1 protein-coding gene is annotated in these 355 nt (G+C 45.6%); it reads right to left on the bottom strand.

Annotated features, from left to right (window positions below):
* A partial coding sequence (locus A3729_RS10600; RefSeq protein ID WP_231877410.1) for a tetratricopeptide repeat protein occupies nt 1-331 on the bottom strand: 331 nt, incomplete at its 3' end.
* Nucleotides 332-355: the final 24 nt, after the last annotated feature.

The raw sequence follows: 355 nt of genomic DNA on the forward strand, positions 1-355 counted from the left end.
TTTGAATTAGTTCAAATGCTTCTTGAGTACGATCGGTTCGGTCGGCCAAGGTGTAGCCAAGTGCATTGATAGCAATCGCATTGTTCGGGTTCAGTTCTATTAGCTTTCTTAGATCTTGCTCCATTCCTGCCAAATCATCGTCTGCTTCTCGATTCATTGCTCGAGCGTAGAGTAGCTGGTCATCTTCGGGGAATGCTTGAATGGCGGCGTTGAGTGAGGCATTCATGCGGTCTGTTTCACCTGCACTAGATAGTAATTTAACTTCCAGTAGCCATAACTTAAGAGGGCTTGCTCCAGGTTTCTTTCTCAATTCAGCGAGTCTGTTTAGCATCTCGTCTTGCTGTTCGTTGTGAAC

The organism is Oleiphilus sp. HI0043, from assembly GCF_001634935.1.